This is a genomic window from Amycolatopsis sp. CA-126428, assembly GCF_002904335.1.
GTDB lineage: Bacteria > Actinomycetota > Actinomycetes > Mycobacteriales > Pseudonocardiaceae > Amycolatopsis.
In genome coordinates, this window is record NZ_PPHF01000108.1 from 1 (window position 1) to 16,446 (window position 16,446).

Annotated in this window: 17 protein-coding genes; 7 read left to right on the top strand and 10 right to left on the bottom strand. The window is 72.3% G+C overall.

The genetic code is table 11. The annotated features are described in order from the left end of the window. Window positions 1-156: 156 nt before the first annotated feature. The 6 genes from C2L58_RS26665 to C2L58_RS26690 are packed head-to-tail and all read right to left on the bottom strand — an operon-like array spanning window position 157 to window position 7,511. Window positions 157-312: a 50S ribosomal protein L36 gene (locus tag C2L58_RS26665; protein WP_369904244.1), complete on the bottom strand. Its 156-nt coding sequence runs from the start codon at window positions 310-312 to the stop codon at window positions 157-159. A 40-nt stretch (window positions 313-352) separates the two neighbouring features. Continuing rightward, window positions 353-1,519, bottom strand: a complete 1,167-nt coding sequence (locus C2L58_RS26670) for a VWA domain-containing protein (RefSeq protein WP_103340432.1) — start codon at window positions 1,517-1,519, stop codon at window positions 353-355. Continuing rightward, window positions 1,516-3,699, bottom strand: coding sequence for a DUF5682 family protein (locus C2L58_RS26675; RefSeq protein WP_103340433.1), 2,184 nt, complete (start codon window positions 3,697-3,699; stop codon window positions 1,516-1,518). The genes C2L58_RS26670 and C2L58_RS26675 overlap by 4 nt, the downstream gene beginning before the upstream one ends. Further along, a complete protein-coding gene (locus C2L58_RS26680) occupies window positions 3,696-4,784 on the bottom strand; it encodes an ATP-binding protein (RefSeq protein ID WP_103340434.1) in 1,089 nt (362 codons plus the stop codon). The genes C2L58_RS26675 and C2L58_RS26680 overlap by 4 nt, the downstream gene beginning before the upstream one ends. Further along, on the bottom strand, window positions 4,781-6,166 hold the full coding sequence (locus C2L58_RS26685; RefSeq protein ID WP_103340435.1) for a DUF5691 domain-containing protein: 1,386 nt from the start codon (window positions 6,164-6,166) through the stop codon (window positions 4,781-4,783). The genes C2L58_RS26680 and C2L58_RS26685 overlap by 4 nt, the downstream gene beginning before the upstream one ends. Before the next feature lie 40 nt (window positions 6,167-6,206). Beyond that, complete coding sequence (locus C2L58_RS26690; RefSeq protein WP_233225950.1) at window positions 6,207-7,511, bottom strand: SWIM zinc finger family protein; 1,305 nt, start codon at window positions 7,509-7,511, stop codon at window positions 6,207-6,209. Window positions 7,512-7,617: 106 nt separating this feature from the next. Between C2L58_RS26690 and C2L58_RS26695 the strand changes: the two genes are divergently transcribed. Beyond that, window positions 7,618-8,127, top strand: a complete 510-nt coding sequence (locus C2L58_RS26695) for a PadR family transcriptional regulator (RefSeq protein WP_103340437.1) — start codon at window positions 7,618-7,620, stop codon at window positions 8,125-8,127. Continuing rightward, on the top strand, window positions 8,127-8,726 hold the full coding sequence (locus tag C2L58_RS26700) for a GyrI-like domain-containing protein (protein ID WP_103340438.1): 600 nt from the start codon (window positions 8,127-8,129) through the stop codon (window positions 8,724-8,726). Before C2L58_RS26695 ends, C2L58_RS26700 begins: the two co-directional genes overlap by 1 nt. Here C2L58_RS26700 and C2L58_RS26705 read toward each other — a convergent pair. From C2L58_RS26705 to C2L58_RS26715, 3 genes are all read right to left on the bottom strand, one after another. After that, window positions 8,711-8,974: a hypothetical protein gene (locus tag C2L58_RS26705; RefSeq protein WP_103340439.1), complete on the bottom strand. Its 264-nt coding sequence runs from the start codon at window positions 8,972-8,974 to the stop codon at window positions 8,711-8,713. The genes C2L58_RS26700 and C2L58_RS26705 overlap by 16 nt on opposite strands. Continuing rightward, on the bottom strand, window positions 8,974-11,040 hold the full coding sequence (locus C2L58_RS26710) for an AMP-binding protein (RefSeq protein WP_103340440.1): 2,067 nt from the start codon (window positions 11,038-11,040) through the stop codon (window positions 8,974-8,976). Before C2L58_RS26710 ends, C2L58_RS26705 begins: the two co-directional genes overlap by 1 nt. A gap of 298 nt (window positions 11,041-11,338) precedes the next feature. Further along, the gene (locus tag C2L58_RS26715; protein WP_103340441.1) at window positions 11,339-12,277 is read right to left on the bottom strand and encodes a helix-turn-helix transcriptional regulator; all 939 of its coding nucleotides are present in this window, start codon (window positions 12,275-12,277) and stop codon (window positions 11,339-11,341) included. A 99-nt stretch (window positions 12,278-12,376) separates the two neighbouring features. Here C2L58_RS26715 and C2L58_RS26720 point away from each other — a divergent pair, with 99 nt between their 5' ends. Beyond that, window positions 12,377-12,769, top strand: a complete 393-nt coding sequence (locus tag C2L58_RS26720) for a VOC family protein (protein WP_103340442.1) — start codon at window positions 12,377-12,379, stop codon at window positions 12,767-12,769. Here C2L58_RS26720 and C2L58_RS26725 read toward each other — a convergent pair. Next, a complete protein-coding gene (locus C2L58_RS26725; RefSeq protein ID WP_103340443.1) occupies window positions 12,723-13,163 on the bottom strand; it encodes a hypothetical protein in 441 nt (146 codons plus the stop codon). The genes C2L58_RS26720 and C2L58_RS26725 overlap by 47 nt on opposite strands. Before the next feature lie 87 nt (window positions 13,164-13,250). Here C2L58_RS26725 and C2L58_RS26730 point away from each other — a divergent pair, with 87 nt between their 5' ends. Genes C2L58_RS26730 through C2L58_RS26745 form a run of 4 tightly spaced genes read left to right on the top strand, consistent with a single transcriptional unit; the run spans window position 13,251 to window position 16,446 of the window. Continuing rightward, window positions 13,251-14,102, top strand: a complete 852-nt coding sequence (locus C2L58_RS26730; protein WP_103340444.1) for a helix-turn-helix domain-containing protein — start codon at window positions 13,251-13,253, stop codon at window positions 14,100-14,102. After that, complete coding sequence (locus tag C2L58_RS26735; RefSeq protein WP_103340445.1) at window positions 14,099-14,287, top strand: DUF397 domain-containing protein; 189 nt, start codon at window positions 14,099-14,101, stop codon at window positions 14,285-14,287. The genes C2L58_RS26730 and C2L58_RS26735 overlap by 4 nt, the downstream gene beginning before the upstream one ends. Window positions 14,288-14,336: 49 nt before the next feature. Continuing rightward, window positions 14,337-15,086 carry a 3-hydroxybutyrate dehydrogenase gene (locus C2L58_RS26740; RefSeq protein WP_103340446.1) on the top strand — a complete coding sequence of 250 codons (750 nt, stop codon included), beginning with the start codon at window positions 14,337-14,339 and terminating at the stop codon, window positions 15,084-15,086. 34 nt (window positions 15,087-15,120) lie between these two features. Continuing rightward, a complete protein-coding gene (locus tag C2L58_RS26745; RefSeq protein ID WP_103340447.1) occupies window positions 15,121-16,446 on the top strand; it encodes an MFS transporter in 1,326 nt (441 codons plus the stop codon).

The following is a 16,446-nucleotide window of genomic DNA, read 5'->3' on the forward strand; positions in this document are numbered from 1 at the left end:
GGGGATGCCCGCTCGATCACGGGGGATGCCCGCTCGATCACGGGGGATGCCCGCTCGATCACGGGGGATGCCTGGCTCGTCACGCGAGATGCCCCTCGGGATGCGGCAGGGCCCCGGAACCGGGTGGGTTCCGGGGCCCTGCTGTGTCGCGGGCGGTCAGCCTTGGCGGGCCTTCGAACGCGGGTTGTCCTTGTTGATCACCAGGACCTTGGACCCCCGGCGGATGACCTGGGCACCCGGCTGGCGGGCGAGCGAGCGGATCGAGCTGCGGACCTTCATGGCGAGCCGTCCTTCCTGCGGGAGCTGTCCCACACCCTCCTCAACCACCACGGGGTCGGTTTGATTCCGCAACTCAGCTGCTCTCGCGGGCCGCCCAGCTTTGGAGGTCGTCGCCGCGGATGGCGGCGGCCATCAGGTCCGGGAACTGGTCCGGGGTGCACGCGAAGGCCGGGATGCCCAGCTCGGCCAGGGCCGCCGCGTTCTCGTGGTCGTACGACGGTGCGCCCGAGTCCGACAGCGCCAGCAGCGTCACCACCTGGACCCCCGCGCCGGCCAGCTCGGCGATCCGGTGCAGCAGCTCGTCCTCGTCGCCGCCCTCGTAGAGGTCGCTGATCAGCACCAGCAGCGTCCGCTCCGGGCGCTCGACCAGGCCCTGGCAGTACGCGATCGCCCGGTTGATGTCCGTGCCGCCGCCCAGCTGGGTGCCGAACAGCACGTCGACCGGGTCGGCGAGGTGCTCGGTGAGGTCCGCGACCTCCGTGTCGAACGCCACGAACGACGTCTTCAACGCCCGCATCGACGCCAGGACCGCGCCGAACAGCCCCGAGTACACCACCGACTCCGCCATCGAGCCCGACTGGTCGACGGCCAGGATCACGTCCCGCTGCACCGCCTGCTGCCGCCGGCCGAAGCCGATCAGCTTCTCCGGGACGATCGTGCGCAGCTCGGGGGAGTAGTGCTTGAGGTTGGCGTGGATCGTGCGGGCCCAGTCGACGTCGCCGGGGCGGGGCCGGTGCGTGCGCGACGCCTTGTCCAGCGCGCCCCGGATCGCCGCGCGGGTGCGTTCGGCGAGCCGCTCCTCCAGCTCGGTGACGACCTTGCGGACCACCTCGCGCGCGGTCTCCTTGGTCTCCTCGGGCAGCACGCCGTTCAGCGACAGCAGCGTGCCGACCAGGTGGACGTCCGGCTCGACCGCCGACAGCAGTTCCTTCTCCAGCAGCATCCGGGTGAGCCCCAGCCGGTCGACCGCGTCGCGCTGCATGACCTGCACGACGGTGCTCGGGAAGTAGCGCCGGATGTCGCCGAGCCAGCGCGCGACCCGCGGCGCCGAGGCACCCAGGTTCGCGCTGCGCGGCCCGCCCGCCGCTTCCTCGTCGGGCTTGTCGTAGAGGGCGGCCAGCACCGCGTCCACCCCACTGTCCTCTTCGGACAGCTGAGCATCGGTCAGCCCCGGACCGGCGCCATCCCCGCCCAGCACCAGCCGCCAGCGCCGCACCCGGTCGGCATCCGCGGTAGTCACGCCCCCACCCCCAGCAGTGTCGCGAGGACGGGGAGCACGCGCTCGGCCCGGTCCTCGTCCAGTTCGTCGGCCACGGGCACGACGCGAGCGGCACCGGTGAGCCCGGCCGCGCGCTGCCCGATCGCTCGTTTCTCGGGCGCGCTGAACGCCCCGAAAGTGCGGCGCAGCAACGGAAGCACCTCGGTGAAGACGTCGGCGTGGATCCCGGCCAGCCACGCGTCGATCACCCGCAGCAGGCCTTCGTCGTGCACCAGCAGCAGCGCCCCGCCGTCGAAGAAGCCCTCGACGTACGCGGCGCCCGCCGACGGTACGACGCCCGGCGTGAGGGCCCGGCCCAGCCGCAGTTCGACGTCGAGCGCGTCGAACAGCCCGGCGTCGTGCAGGATCCGGGTGAGCCGGCCGGCCAGCAGCGGGGGCAGCGACGGCCGTTCCGCCAGCCGGGCCAGCGCCGTCAGCCAGCGTTCCTTCGGCTCGTCGCCCAGCAGCGAGGTCGCGTCGTGCACTCCGTCGACGAGCTTGGCCAGCCGGGCCGCGGCGTCGTCGTCGATGCCGTGGGCGGCCGGGGGCAGGCCGGCGCAGATCCGGTCGAGCATCCGGTCGGCGACCGCCCGCAGCGCGGCGGTGTCCGTGCCGCGGACGTTGCCGTACCGGGTCGCCCTGGCCAGCGCGGGCAGGGCCGACATCAGCCGGGCGACGTCCGCGTCCGCCGCCGCCCGCGCGTCGAGCGCCGCGAGCGCTTCGGGCAGCGCCTCCGGTAGGTCGGCGAGCAGGCAGTTCTCGACGGCCGTGGTGACTTCGTCCAGCGGTGGCGTGCCTTCGACGGTGCCCCGGACCGCGGCGGTGGCCGCCGACGGCACGGTGGTGCCGTGCACCGCGGCCGCGACCAGGTCCACCTCGAACGACGGTTCCCAGGCCAGCGCCCAGGTTTCGCGGAACGTGCCCTTGTTCCGCCGCGCCGACGCCTCCCGGCTGCCCCACTCGATGCCGAGGATCCGCAGCCGGTGCAGCAGCTTCGAGCGGTCGAGGCCGCCCGGCGTCCGCAGGTCGAGGTCGAGCTCCTTGACGATCGGGTCCTTCTTGAGCCGCAGGCGTTTCGCGGTCGCGGTCAGGTCCGCGGCCAGCGGCGGCTGCGGGACGCGATCGGGCACCTCGCCGAGCCGTTCGCCGACGACCAGCCGCCGCGTGACCAGTTCGACCTGCACCTCGTCCCCGCCGCACAGCACGGACCGGGTGGCTTCGGTGACCTCGGCGAGCCCGGCTGACGACCGCCCGCGCAGCGTCGCGAGCGTCTCGGCCAGGCGGACCGCCTCGATGACGTGCGCGGTCGAGACCGGCAGATCCTCCTCCCGCAGCACCCCGGCGACGCCGGTCAGCCAGCGCGTGGTGACGTCTTCGGGGGTGGTGAAGAGGTGGTGGTACCAGCCCGGCGACCGCACGCCGGCGCCGTAGCCGCTCGCCGTGGCGAGGCGCCCGTGCGTCCACGGCACCCAGGTGCAGGCGACCTTCCGCTTCGGCAGTCCTTTGAGGACGGCCTGGTCGTGTGACGCCGGTGGCAGCGGATCCGCCAGGGCGGGCACGTGCCAGGCGCCGCAGACGACGGCGATGTTCTCGAAGCCGTCCTTGCGGGTGCGCCGCAGCACCGAGCGCATGTACGCCTCGCGCCGGGCTTCGTTGCCCCGCGCGGGTTCTTCGTCCTCCCGCACCGCGCTCATCGCCTCGGCGATCACTTCGAACGGGCTTTCGGTGTCCCGCCGCGACTCGACGACGTCGTCCCACCAGCGTTCCGGGTCGTCGTACCCGCCGGCCGAGGCCAGCAGGGCCAGGGGGTCGACCGGCGGGCCCGCGTGCTCGTCCGGCCCCGCGGCGAACGTGTGCGCGGCCGGGAGGTCGCAGAACCGCACCGGGATGCCGGCTTCGCGGGCGTAGGCGAGCGCCTGCCATTCGGGGCTGAAGACGGCGAACGGCCAGAACGCGGCGCGCGAGACGTCGTCGGTCGCGTAGGCCAGCAGCGCGACCGGGGGCGCCATGGCCGGGTCTTCGGTGAGCTCGACCAGAGCGTCGGCTTCGGGTGGCCCCTCGATGAGCACGACGTCGGGTTCGAGTTCGGCGAGCCGCGCCGCCACGGCCCGGGCGGATCCCGGGCCGTGGTGGCGGATGCCGAGCAGGTGGGTCGCCGTCACGAAAGCTCCTGGCCCGCCCGGTAGAAGTCGGCCCAGCCGTCGCGCTCGCGGACCACGGTCTCCAGGTATTCGAGCCAGATCGCGCGGTCGGCCACCGGGTCCTTGACCACCGCGCCGTGGATGCCCGCCGCGATGTCGTGCGGGCGCAGCACGCCGTCGCCGAAGTGGGCGGCCAGGGCGAGCCCGCCGGTGAGCACGCTGATCGCCTCGGCGGTCGACAGCGTGCCGGACGGCGACTTCACCGCCGTGCGGCCGTCTTCGGTGCGGCCCGAGCGCAGCTCGCGGAACACCGTGACGACGCGGCGGATCTCGGCCAGCTCGGCGGCTTCCGCGGGCAGCTGCAGCGCCGTGCCCAGCTCGGCGACCCGCCTGCTGACGATCTCGACCTCCGCTTCGGCACTGTCCGGCAGCGGCAGCACGACCGTGTTGAACCGCCGCCGCAGCGCGCTGGACAGTTCGTTGACGCCCTTGTCGCGGTTGTTCGCCGTCGCGATCAGGTTGAAGCCCGGCCGGGCCTGCACCTCGGTGCCCAGTTCCGGGACCGGCAGCGTCTTCTCGGACAGGATGGTGATCAGCGAGTCCTGGACGTCGGCGGGAATGCGCGTCAGCTCCTCGAGGCGGGCCAGTTTGCCGTCCCGCATCGCGCGCAGCACCGGGCTTTCGACGAGGGCCGCGGCGCTCGGGCCCTCGGCGATCAGCCGGGCGTAGTTCCAGCCGTAGCGGATCGACTCCTCGGACGTGCCCGCGGTGCCCTGCACCAGCAGCGTCGAATCGCCGCTGATGGCCGCGGAGAGGTGCTCCGAAACCCACGTCTTCGCCGTGCCGGGTACGCCGAGCAGCAGCAGCGCGCGGTCGGTGGCGAGCGTGGCGACGGCGACCTCGATCAGCCGCCGCGGGCCGACGTACTTCGGCGTGATCACGGTGCCGTCCGGCAGGGTGCCGCCGAGCAGGTACTCGACGACGGCCCAGGGCGAGAGGTTCCAGTTCGGCGGCTTCGCCCGTTCGTCGGCGGCGGCCAGCGCGGCCAGCTCGGCGGCGTGGTCCTGCTCGGCGTGCGGCCGGAGGACGGTGGCGGGGGCGGTCATGCGAGCTCCTCGTACATTTCGCGGCGGAAGTTCAGCGTTTCGGTGAGCGCCCGGCGCCACGGCCCGGCGTCCATGGTCAGGCGGGTGGTGGCCAGCGGGTGGCGCAGGCACTGCGGCGGCACCGCGCGCGCGATCACGACGGCGGCGTGCGAGACGAGGCGGTGGTCGGCCTGGCGGGCGATCCAGTCGAGCAGCGCGGTGCCGAGTTCCTTCGTCCAGGGCCGGGGCAGTTCGTGCACCAGCCGCGCGAACGACTCGACGGGCAGCCGGCTCACCAGGTGCCCGACGGTGGCGGCCTGGCCGGCCGGGCTCAGCACCCCGAGCAGCGGCGGCGTGGTGCGGCCGCCGGGGTCGGCGCCGATGAGGGCCTGCGCCCAGGTTTCGTCGCGCTGGCGCAGGGCGGCGGTGGCCCAGGATTCCCGCAGCACGGCGGCCGGGCAGCCTTCGACGGCCATCCGCACGACCTCGGCCGGCGGGCCGAACTCGGTCCAGAAGGAGAGCGGCGCGGCCGCGACGAGGGTGCGCAGCCGGACGGTGCCGTCGCCGCGTTCGCCGTGGGGCAGGGAGACGGTGAGCACCCGGTTCCGGCGGTGGACCAGCGTGCGCAGCCGTTCGGCCATGCTCCGGCCGTAACGCGTGCCCGGCAGCCGGCCGAGCAGGTCGGCGGCCTGTTCGCGGACGGCGGCGGCCCGATCGGTGAGCGCGGCATCGAGGAAAGCTTCGTCGCCGGCGCGGACGTGGCCGGCCAGGACGCCGAGGAAGTCGGCACGGACGTCGGCGGGCTCGGTCTTCCACGACGTGGTGAGGGCTTCGCGGGCGGCGTCGGGATCCTGGGCGAGCTTGGCGCCGAGCCACCGGCGGCGCTGGGCGAGGCTGCCGTACTGCCAGACGTCGCCGGATTCTTCGGCCGGCGCGGCCAGGAAGGCCCAGTCGGGGTTCCGCTGCCCGAGCCAGGCACCGAGGGGCCCGGCGACGGCGACCAGCGGCCCGCGCAGGGCCGCCTTGGTGCGCGCGGCCTCGGCGAGCAGCGGCAGGGTTTCCGGGGGGACGCGGTAATCGGTGCCGGCCACGATGCCGAGCCACTCGAGCAGGAGATCGGGGTGACTGGCGGCGAGCAGCCGGCCGAGCCGCTCCCGGGCGAGCGGCGGCACGAAGGGCCGTTCGTCGTCGGCGGCCACGGGCAGCGGCCGGACGTCGTGCAGCGGCCGCCGCCCGGCCCGCCGGTAGGTGCTGAGCACGGCCGCGGCGGCGAGCAGCTGCTCGGCCGGGTCGGCGCGCCCGGCGATGAGCTCTTGGACCGCGGCCGGCTGGGCGGCGGGGTCCAGGGTGCGCCGCCGGGTGCCGAGGAGAGCGGTGCCGACGAGGTCTTCCCAGGCTTTCATCGGGACACCTCGGCTTCCTTTTCGTAGTAGGGGAAAACCTTCACAGCCGCACCGCCAGGTTCTCGTGCCAGCACATCAGCGGCCGCAGCCCCGCCAGGCTCCACTCGCCGGCCACCGTCACCGGGCGGCCCGCCGAGAGGGCCAGCAGTGACCACGGGAACGCGTACGGCACCAGCGGCATCGCCGTTCCGTCCTCTTCGGACAGACACCAGCCGCCCGCGTGCTCGGCCGGGGTGACGCCCGACAACAGCACCGGCCAGCGCTCCAGCCACGGGTCCGCCGCCATCGCCCGCGTGTGCGCCGCCAGGGCGTCCGCGATCGACCCCCCTTCGGCCGCCGGAGCCGCGAGCGGGATTCCGCGCTCCGCCACCAGGGCCCGCAGCGGCGCCGCGCCCGGGTAGAACGCCAGTTCCGCCGTCAGCCGGTGGCCCGGTGGGAGCGTGGCGTCCAGGGGACGGCCCGGCGGCGCGAACGACAGCACCAGTGCGTCCCGGCCCGTGCCGAGGCCGCGCAACCAGGTCCGGCGGGTGAGCAGCCGGTCGTTCTCCTCGTCCGCCGCGCCGGTGATCAGCCATTCGTCCGCGACGCGCTCGCCGGTCTCCAGCACCCGGGCCGTCTCCACCGAAAACCCCAGCCGCGTGCGGACGGTCTCCGCCAGCGCGGGCGGCAGCGACTCCAGGCGCGTGGCCGCGTCGGCGAGCAGGTACAGCTGGGACAGCTCGGCCAGCAGCGCCTCCGGCCAGTCGCGGCGGCCGACGAGCCCCGCCGCCCGGCGCAAGCCGCCCGCGAGGCCCGACGCCTGCGCGTCGACCATCCGCGCCGCGACCGTGCGCAGCTCGTCACCGCCGTTGCGCTCGAAGCCCGCGAACCCGGCCCCGATCCGGTCGGTCAGCCAGACCTTCAGCTCCGCGACGCCGCCCTCGACGCGGGCCGCGCGATCGGAAGCACGCCGGGCGGCCGCTTCTTCGTCCCTCGGGCCCGCCGCCTCGGCGCGGTTTTCCGCCCGGCGGGCGCGGTCGGCGCGTTCGGACAGCCACGCGTGCACCCACTCGGGTGGTTCCGCGCTGTCGACCCGCCCGGCCGCCCAGAGCAGCAGCAACCCCAGCGCGTGCTTGCACGGGAACTTCCGGCTGGGACAGGAACACCGGAACGCGGGCTCGGCCAGCTCGACGCACGTCTGGTACGGCTTCTGGCCACTGCCCTGGCAGAAGCCCCACAGGGCGTCTTCGGACGCACCCGCGCCCGACCACCGCGCCGGCGTGGCGAGCGCCCGGCCCGCCTTCTCCGAAGCGGGATCCGGCGCCAGCCCGGCCACGCGTTCCGCGGTCCACGGCACTGCCGTCACCACCTGTCCCCCCACTGTTCTCCCTCGCTTTCCGGTACGTGGTGAAGCATGCCAGCACCCACCGACATTTTCTGAAAGCCGACTATTCTAGTGCTAGAGTACGGCCGTGCTGACCGACGCGGAACTGACGGTGCTCGGCCTGGTGGCCGAGCGGCCGAGGCACGGCTACGAGCTGGACGAGGTCGTCTCGCAGCGCGGCATGCGCGACTGGACGGCCCTCGGCTTCAGCTCGATCTACTACGTCCTGGGGAAACTCCGCGAGAAAGGTCTGGTCACCGAGGTCGCGGGGGAACGCGCGCACGCCAAGGCCAAGAAGACGTTCACGGCCACCGAAGCGGGCCGGAAAGCGTGTGCGGCCGCCGCCGAAGCCGCCGTCGCGGAGCTGCGGCCGGTGCACCCGCCGGTGCTCGTCGGCCTGGCGAACAGCCCGGCCGTCCCGCCCGAACGCCTCGCGGCCGCGCTGGCCCGGCGCGCGGAAGCCGTGGAAGAGCGGCTCGCCGAGGTCCGCCGCGCGGCCGCGGCGCAGGAACACGCCCCGCCGTTCGTCCGCGCGATCTTCGACTACTCCGTCGCCCAACTCGAGGCCGAAGCCCGATGGCTGGAAGGAATGACCTGATGCCCTACGACGTCAAGAAGGACCTGAAGCAGCTCTACGCGCCCAAAAACACCGACTGGGCCTTGCTGGACGTCCCCGAACAGCGGTTCCTCGCGATCGACGGCCGCGGCAACCCGAACACCGCGGAGAGCTACCGGAAGGCCGTCGAAGCGCTCTACGCCTTCGCCTACACGATCAAGATGACGGCGAAGCAGCGTGGCGAGGACTTCGTCGTGGGGCCGCTGGAAGGCCTGTGGTGGGCCGAGGACTACGCGGCTTTCACCGTGCGCGCCAAGGATTCCTGGCAGTGGACCATGCTCATCGCGCAGCCGTCGTGGATCGAGGAGGACGCCGTCGAGGAGGCCAGGGAAGCGGTGCGGCGCAAGAAGAAGCTCAAGGCGCCGGTCCGGCTGGAGAAGCTGCACGAGGGCCGCTGCGCGCAGGCGCTCCACATCGGATCGTATGACGACGAAGGTCCGCTGCTGGCCCGCCTGCACGACGAATACCTTGCGGCGCAAGGCCTGAAGCCGACCGGGCTGCACCACGAGGTCTACCTCGGCGACCCGAGACGCGTCGAGCCCGCGAAGCTCCGGACGGTGGTGCGTCAGCCGGTCGGCTGATCGAGGGCGGCGAGGCCGCTTTCCCACCGCGCCCGGCGTTGGGCGGACGTCTGCTCCCACCACGGCTCACCGCGCTCGCCCAACGCCACCTTCGCCGTCTGGACGCGCGCGCGGTCCTGCACGCGCCGGGCCGCCATCAGGTGCTTCTGCAGGCGATCGCGGACGTCGTCCGGGATTTCCGGGTCGGTGGCGCGCCAGCGACGGCCGTTGACCACGATGTACCGGCCGTCCGGCGTGTGCTCGGGCATCAGTATTCGCTGGTCGCCGGCCAGGTGTCGTCGTGGAGGAGGCGCTTGAGGATCTTGCCCGTCGCGTTGCGGGGCAGGTCCGGGACGAAGTACACGTCCCGGGGCACGGCGAACCGGGCCAGGCGGTGGTGGATGTACTGGCGGATGTCCTCCGCGTGCAGCGACGCGCCCCGCCGCGGGACGACGTAGGCCGCCAGGCGCTGGCCCCACTCCGCGTCCGCGACACCGACCACCGCCGCGTCGTGCACGCCCGGAAGCGCCACCAGCGCCTCTTCCACCGGGCGGGGAAACACGTTCTCGCCGCCCGAAACGATCATTTCGTCGGCCCGGCCGGTGACGAACAGGCGCCCCGCCGCGTCGAGGTAGCCGACGTCGCCGCTGGCCATCATGTCCGCCGCGCGGGCCGGGTCGGTTCCGCTCGTGTAGCCCTCGAACAGCATGTCGTTGCCGACGAAGATCTGGCCCTCGCCGCCCGGCGGCACCGGCTTGCGGTCCTCGTCCAGGATCGCCAGCCGCGTGCCGAGCGGGCAGCGGCCGGCCGTCGTCGGCGCCGCGCGCAGGTCGGCCGGGTCGGCGATGCTCGCCCAGGACACCTCGGTCGAGCCGTAGAAGTTGTAGAGGACGTCGCCGAAGGTGTCCATGAAGGACGTCACGAACGACCCGGACATCGCCGAGCCGCTGCTGGCCACGATCCGCAGCGACGACAGGTCGTAGCGCGCCCGGACCCGCTCGGGCAGGTCCATGATCCGCTGCAGCATGATCGGCACGGCGAACAGCGCGTCGCACTTCTGCTCGGCGATCGTCCGCAACGTCTCTTCGGCGTCGAACTTGCGGATCAGCGCGAGCGACGCCCGCAGCGCCATCCCGATCTGCATCGCCGCGAGGCCCCACGTGTGGAACAGCGGCGCGGCCACCAGCAGCCGGTCGCCGGAGCGCAGCGGGATCCGGTCGAGGATCGCCGCGGCGGTGCCCAGCCCCTTCGGCGTGGGCCGGCGCGCGCCCTTCGGCGTCCCGGTGGTGCCGGAGGTGAGCACGATCAGCCGGCCGGGCCGCTCGACCGGCTTCGGGCGGTCGGCGGGCGCGGCCTGGATCAGCTCGTCGACGGTCGGGTAGCCGGCGTCGGCGTCCGGCCAGGTGCTGATCCGGGCGAAGTCGCCCGGCACGTTCGCGATGGTCTGCGCGAACTCGTCGTCGGCCAGCACGGCGGACGGCTGGTGCTCGGCGAGCACGTCCTTGACCGAGGCGGCGGACAGGCCGGTGTTCAGCAGGATGACGTCGGCGCCGAGCTTGCTGGCCGCGACGAACGACTCGATCATCGCGGCGTGGTTGCGGCACATCAGCGCGATCCGGTCGCGTTCGACGACGCCGAGTTCGCTCAGCGCGTTGGCGAGCCGGTCGCTGCGCTCCTGGACCTGGCGGAAGGTGCGGACGCTGCGTTCGTCGTGCAGGGCGAGCTCGTCCGGGACGCGGGCCGCGGCGGCCTGGTAGCCGCCCGCGACCGTGGCGCCCCACTGGGCGAGGGAGTTCAGCTGGCGCGCGAGCTTGTCCGGCCGCCCGGCGCTGAGCACGCCGGCGCGCAGCAGGATGCTCGTGGTGCGCAGCTTGGTGGCCTTGTTGGTCTCGCTGTCGGTGCCGGGATCGTGTTCGCCGGCCAGGTGCAGGTCGAGGCGCCGGGCGAGGGCGCGGACGTCCTTCTTGATCGTCGACACCAGTTCCAGGTGCGACGGCGGCAGCATCATCCGCACGAACAGCTCGGTCTGGCCGCCGGCCAGCGGTCTCAGCTCCAGGGAGACCCAGGTGCCCTCGTCCGGGACGCCGCACCACACGACGTGCTCGCCCGGCCGGTAGACGACGGCCTGCATCTGCGTCTCGAGCATCGGTCCCCGCGCCGGGACGATCCGGACCACGCCCTTCGGGCCTCGCCCGCGCCCGGCCGGCTCCTGGATCTCGCACCAGCTGATCTCCGGCACGAACCGCGAGTACCACTCCGGCGATCCGACGATCTGCCACACCACGTCGGGCGGGTGTCCGACCACGGCACTCGCCTCGACCACATCGTCACGCATTGTCTGCCCTCACCGAAGTGTCGCCGAACGCACGTTCAGGTCACGGAGGCGTCACAATAGCAGCAAACGGGTGATCAGGGATACTCCGAACGGCCAGATACCGGCGGGTAACGGACACTCCGAGTGTTCCCGCGCGGTGTCCATTGTAGACCGATGAACGGCGTTCACCAAGCTGGGGCGCGATCACGGCCATTCGACATGATCGACGAGCAAGGTCCGGAAAGTGTGCAAGGGCCTTTCGGCAGATGCGGAGGCCGGCGGGGGCGTTTCCGACATCTCATGTCATAACGGGCAGCGATCACGTCCCGTAGCGCGCGACCAGCTCCGCGCCGAGCCGGGCCAGTTCCGCCTGCACCGACGCCGGGCCCTCGACCTCGACCAGTGCGCCCCACCCCGCCAGCTCCTGCGCGATCATGACCGGCGCCGGCGCGGCCACCCGCGCGCGGACCCGCTCCCCGGGCAGCTCCGCGACCAGCTCGCAGTGCCGCCCGAAGCGGTCCTGGAGCACCCGGAAGTGCCGGCGGGCGAGCACCACGTCCGCGCTCAGCAGCGAACGGCGCTTTTCCATCTCCTCGACGACCTCCCGCCAGACCGCCGCCAGCTCGAGGTCCGACGGCCGGTCCGCGGGCTCGTCGGCCGGGGTGGCCGAGACGATCCGGTCGACGCGGAAGGTGCGGCGGCCCTTCGCCGTCCCCGCGACCAGGTACCAGACGTCGTCCTTGTCGACCAGGCCCCACGGGTCCACGAGCCGCTCGGACTTCTCACGCCCGGCGTAGGCGAGCCGGACCCGGCGGCGGGCGATGACGGCGTCCCGCAGCAGCGAGACCATCGGCGGCCGTTCCTTCGGGCGTTCACCCCAGCCGGCCTGGTCGACGACCACCGCGTCCGCCGCCGCCTCGGCGTCCGCCCGGAACGTGCCCGGCAGCGCGCCCATCAGCTTCCGCAGCGCCGATTTGACCTCCGGCGCGCCCGCCGCGGCCGGGCCGGCCAGCAGGAAGAGCGCCTGCGCCTCGCGGGCGCTCAGGCCGGAGAGGTCGGTGCGCGCGCCGCCGACGAGCTGCCAGCCGCCGCCGCGGCCCGGCTGGGGGTAGACGGGCACCCCGGCCGCCGAGAGGGCTTCGAGGTCGCGGCGCGCGGTGGCGACCGAGATCTCCAGCTCCGCCGCCAGTTCGGCGGCCGTGACGCGGCCGCGCGTCTGCATCAGCAGGAGGGTGGCCACGAGGCGGTCGGCGCGCATGGGGAGAAGTGTCGCAAACAAAGTGGTCACTCGATGAGCACTTTTACTCCGCATGATGACTCCACACCGCTCGAACGAGGCGCTTCAGAGGAGCCGGACATGCTGCGAGGAATGGCCACCGTGACGTACTACGCCGAGGACCTCGAGGCCGCGAAGGCCTGGTACGCGGAGTTCCTGGGGGTCGAGCCGTACTTCGACGTCCCCGGGTACTCGGAGTTCCGGATCGGCGACTACCAGCACGAACTCGGCATCATCGACCGCAAGTACGCCCCGTCCGCGCTCACCGAGCCGGGTGGCGAGATCGTCCGCTGGCACGTCGACAACCTCGAAGCGACGTTCGCGCGCCTCCTGGAGCTGGGCGCGAAGGAGTACGAGCCGATCATCGAACGCGGGCCCGGGTTCGTGACGGCCTCGGTCGTCGACCCGTTCGGCAACGTCCTCGGGATCATGACGAACGTGCACTATCTCGCGGTGCTGGCGGAACGCTCATGAGCCGGTACGCCTCTTTGACGCACTTTTCGCACCGCTCGTGCCGCTCGGTCCGGCCCGCCGGATCGGTGCCGTAGAAAGGAAAACACCCCGCGCCGCAGCTCGCGAAGTAGATCAGGCCGAGCCGCACCTCGCCGCGGCCGACGTAGTGGGACAGCCGGCGCCGCGGCTCCGGCCCGCATTCGGGGATCCAGCCGTGGGAGGGCAGCCGCGCGGCGGCGATCTCGTCGAGCACGCCCGCGCGGCTGATCAGGTCGGCGCCGAGGCAGCTGAGGCGCTCGCCGAGGTCGCGCAGGCCGTCCGCGCGCAAGGGCGGTCCGGTCAGCCAGGCGACGTCGCCGGGGAGCGTTTCGGCGAGGTCGCGAAGACGGGTCAGAATTGCGTGGTCCGGGTCCATGACCAGCAGCGAACCTGACGCGGATCCGCGACACCAGGCGGGCGCCCGGCGACGGGAAATGTCGGACCCCGATGACAGAATGCGGTCATGGCGACACCCTTCGCGACACCCCGGGCGAGAGCGCTCGGGTTCGGGCTGCGCACCTGCCGGGAAGCGCGGAACCTCGGCGTGCGGCAACTGGCCCGGAAGATCGGCGTGCATGCGCAGGAGCTGTCCAACTGGGAGTACGGGAAGCGGATTCCCAAGGTGGAGCAGGTGGCGCTGCTGCTGGGGTTCTTGGTGGTGGAGCCGGGGGAACGAGCGAGGTTGCTGGAGCTCGCCCGCACCGCCCGCGAGCCGAGCTGGCTGGAGCAGGCGGAGCCCGGCGTGGAGCCGGTTGTGTCAACATATGCCGAGTACGAGCGGGATGCGAGTGCGATCTTCGCCTGGCAGCCGCTGCTGGTGCCCGGACTGCTGCAGACCGACGGTTACGTGCGCGCCATGTTCACGGACCTCGGGGTGCCCGAGGCTCAGGTCGAGAAGCTGATTCAGGTGAAGCGGGCTCGCCGGGCGGTGATCACCCGGTACGATCCGCTGCCCTACCACGTGGTGGTGGACGAGGTCGCGCTCCGGCGGAGCATCGGGCCACCGGGGATCATGCTCGAGCAGCTTCGCTCTCTGAGCGCGGTGTCCAACCGGCGGAACATCCGCCTTCAGGTGCTGCCCGCCGGCGGCAAATTCCATCCTGGTTACTGGGGTCCCTTCATGATCCTGGAGTTCGCTCAGCTTCCGCCGATCGTCTTCATTGAGCACTACCGCGCGAGCGCCTACCTCTACGATGACGATCAGATCGCCGACTACCGGTCGGCCGCGAAGACCCTGGCGGGCCTTGCGCTGAGCGAGCAGGAGAGCGCTGCGCTCATCGGGGAGGTGGCCGCCGAACTCGGAGGTGCCGGATGACGGAGTGGCGGACTTCCAGCTACACGGGCAAGGAAGACTGCGTCGAAGTGGCGCTCGGACCTGCGGCAAAAGTCCGCGACACCAAGGACCGCTCCGGCGGCACCCTCGAAATCTCCACCCGATCGTGGGATGCCTTACTCTCCGCATTGTGTCGGCCCGCCACACTGGATCTTCCCGAGGTGTAGTCCTCTCACACATAGCTAGCGACCGGGGTCACGCTTACCGTTCCCGTCCATGACCAGCGATCTGGATGGGCGCACCGCCCTCGTCACCGGCGGGGCGAGCGGCATCGGCCTCGCCTGCGTCCGCGCTCTCGCCGCGGCCGGGGCGAAGGTGCACGTCGTCGACATCGACGAACCCCGCACCGAAGCCGCCGCCTCCGAAGTGGGCGGCTGGGCGCACGTCGCCGACCTCACCGACCCCACCTCGATCGACGCCCTGCCCGCCGAGGTCGACGTCCTGGTCAACAACGCCGGGATCCAGCACGTCTCGCCGCTCGAGGACTTCCCACCGGAAATCTTCACGCGGATCCAGGCCCTGATGGTCACCGCTCCCTTCCTCCTCATCCGGCGCTCTCTTCCCGCGATGTACGCGCGGGGGTGGGGCCGGATCGTCAACATGTCGAGCGTCCACGGGCTGCGCGCCTCCGCCTACAAGGCCGCTTACGTCGCCGCCAAGCACGGGCTCGAAGGCCTCTCCAAGGTCGCCGCCCTCGAAGGCGCCGAACACGGCGTCACGAGCAACTGCGTGAACCCCGGGTACGTGCGCACTCCGCTCGTCGACGGGCAGATCGACGCCCAGGCCGCCGAGCACGACATCCCGCGTGAGGACGTCGTCGCCGAGGTCCTCCTCAAGCGGGCCGCGATCAAGAAGCTCATCGAACCCGAAGACGTCGCTTCCCTGGTGGTGTGGCTGTGCTCCCCGCACGCCGGCCACATCACCGGGGCCTCGATTCCCCTCGATGGCGGCTGGACCGCCGCGTAAACAACCGCTCAACCACAAGGAAGTGGAGCCCGCAGTGAGCCAACCCCACCGGTCGGCGATCGCCAAGATCGTCGGCGCGAGCCTGATCGGCACCACCATCGAGTGGTACGACTTCTTCCTCTACACCTCGGCCGCCGCCCTCGTCTTCAACAAGCTGTTCTTCCCGACGGCGAACCCGCTCACCGGCACGCTGCTGGCGTTCCTCACCTACGCCGTCGGGTTCCTCGCCCGGCCGATCGGCGGGCTGGTCTTCGGCCACTTCGGCGACCGGCTCGGCCGGAAGAAACTCCTGATCGTCAGCCTCGTCCTGATGGGCGGCTCGACCTGCCTGATGGGCGTCCTGCCGACGTACGCCACCGCCGGTGTCCTGGCTCCGATCCTGCTCACGCTGCTCCGGCTCGTCCAGGGCTTCGCGCTCGGCGGCGAATGGGGCGGCGCCGTCCTGATCGTCTCCGAACACGGTGACGACCGCCGCCGCGGCTTCTGGGCGAGCTGGCCGCAGTGCGGCGCGCCCGGCGGGAACCTCCTGGCCACCGCGGTGCTGGCGATCCTCTCGGCCACCCAGTCCGATGCGACGTTCCTGTCCTGGGGCTGGCGCGTCCCGTTCCTGCTCTCGGGTGTGCTGCTGCTGATCGGGCTGTGGATCCGGCTGGCCGTCTCCGAGTCGCCCGTCTTCCTCGCGGCTCAGCGCCAGGCCGAGCTGCGCGCCGAGAAGCACGTGCCGGTCGTCGAGGTCTTCCGCAACAGCTGGCGCCAGGTGCTGATCACCATCGGCGCCCGGATGGCCGAGAACGTCTCGTACTACGTGATCACCGCGTTCATCCTGGTGTACGTCACGACCGGGCTGCACCTGCCGAAGGGTGTCGGCCTGACCGCGGTGCTCATCGGCTCGGCCGTGCACTTCGTGACGATCCCGGTGTGGGGCGCGCTGTCGGACCGCGTCGGCCGCCGCCCGGTCTACCTGTTCGGCGCGATCGGGATGGCCTTGTGGAGCTTCGCGTTCTTCGCGCTGCTCGACACGAAGTCGTCAGCGGTGATCGTGCTGGCCACGACCGTCGGGCTGGTGCTGCACGGCGCGATGTACGGCCCGCAGGCCGCGTTCTTCGCCGAGCAGTTCCCGACCCGCGTGCGCTACACCGGCCTTTCCGTCGGCGGGCAGCTCTCGTCGATCGCCGCCGGGGCCGTCGCGCCGCTGGTCGCCGTCGCGCTGTTCTCCAGCTGGGGCAGCACCGTGCCGGTGTCGCTGTACGTCACGGCGATGTGCCTGATCACGGTGATCGCGCTGCTTTCCGCCCGGGAAACCCGCGGCGAATCGCTGCACGACGACGTCGAAGCGGAGAAGGCAGTCGTTTCGCCCTAG